The sequence below is a fragment of the Amycolatopsis sp. cmx-11-12 genome, assembly GCF_046269425.1.
Lineage (GTDB): Bacteria > Actinomycetota > Actinomycetes > Mycobacteriales > Pseudonocardiaceae > Amycolatopsis.
Map to the genome: position 1 here is coordinate 1 of NZ_JADNQM010000105.1, position 1,064 is coordinate 1,064.

Genomic DNA, 1,064 nt, shown 5'->3' on the forward strand with positions numbered 1-1,064 from the left:
TGGGGGCTTTTCATCCTGTTGGGGCTGGTCAGTGTGGTTGACAGCGGCGATTGTGGTTGTGGTGTAACAGGGTGGGGAGCTGTCAGTGTGGTGGCTGGAACGTGAGGGAGCCCTCGACAGTTGATCAAGGTGTGACGCAAGATGCAACCGTCGAGGGCTCCGGTCCCATTGTCTACCAGGCCGCGTTGCCGGTCTCGAGCAGCCTGCTGCGCATGATCACGGGCCTGCTGCGCCAGTACCTGAAAGACATCGGATCACGCTGGCGCGCGGCCACTCCCGGCCGCCAAGCCATCCTGGCCCTGGCCTGGCTGCGCCATGACCAGCGACTGGCCGATCTGGCCGGCGGCAACGAGGTGTCCGCCTCGACCATCCGCCGCTGGGGCCTGGACGTCATCCGGGTGCTGGCCGATAAGGCACCGCGGCTGGATCGGGTGCTGGCCCGCCTGGCTGTCACGGGTGCCACGGTGGTGCTCGTCGACGGCACCCTGATCCCGACCCGGCGGCGCACCGGCACCGCGAACCGACCGAACTACAGCGGCAAACACAAACATCATGGCCTGAATGTCCAAGCCCTCACCGATATCCACGGCCGGCTGCTCTGGCTCTCCCCGCCCCTTCCCGGCAAGACAGCCGACATCACCGCCGCCCGTCGGCATCGGCTGCTGGACCGGCTGCACCACCACGGCTTGGCGGCGATCGCTGACAAGGGCTACCAAGGCTGGCACAAAGACCTACGCGGCCAGCACGATCGCGATCAGATCGTGCTCACTCCCTACAAAGCCGAGGTCAACCGTCCCGTCACCGATCCACAGAGAACGGCCAACACCGTCCTCAACGGACTCCGCAGCAGGGTGGAAACCGGGTTCGCCACCCTGAAAACCTGGCGCATCCTGAACAAACTCCGACTCCACACCCGCCACGCCAGCACCCTGCTACGAGCCTTGCTCGTGCTCATCCAGCACGAACAACGCACCCGGCACATCTGACAAGCACCACCCCACCCCGGCATTAACACACCCGGTCAACCCCACCCCACCAGCCAAGACCAAGATGAAAAGTCCCCA

Annotated in this window: 1 protein-coding gene; it reads left to right on the forward strand. The window is 65.1% G+C overall.

Annotated features, from left to right (window positions below):
- Nucleotides 1-131: 131 nt before the first annotated feature.
- Nucleotides 132-986 (forward strand): transposase, encoded by an 855-nt coding sequence (locus ACLARN_RS44115; protein WP_409497455.1) that lies wholly within the window; start codon nucleotides 132-134, stop codon nucleotides 984-986.
- Nucleotides 987-1,064 lie beyond the last annotated feature (78 nt).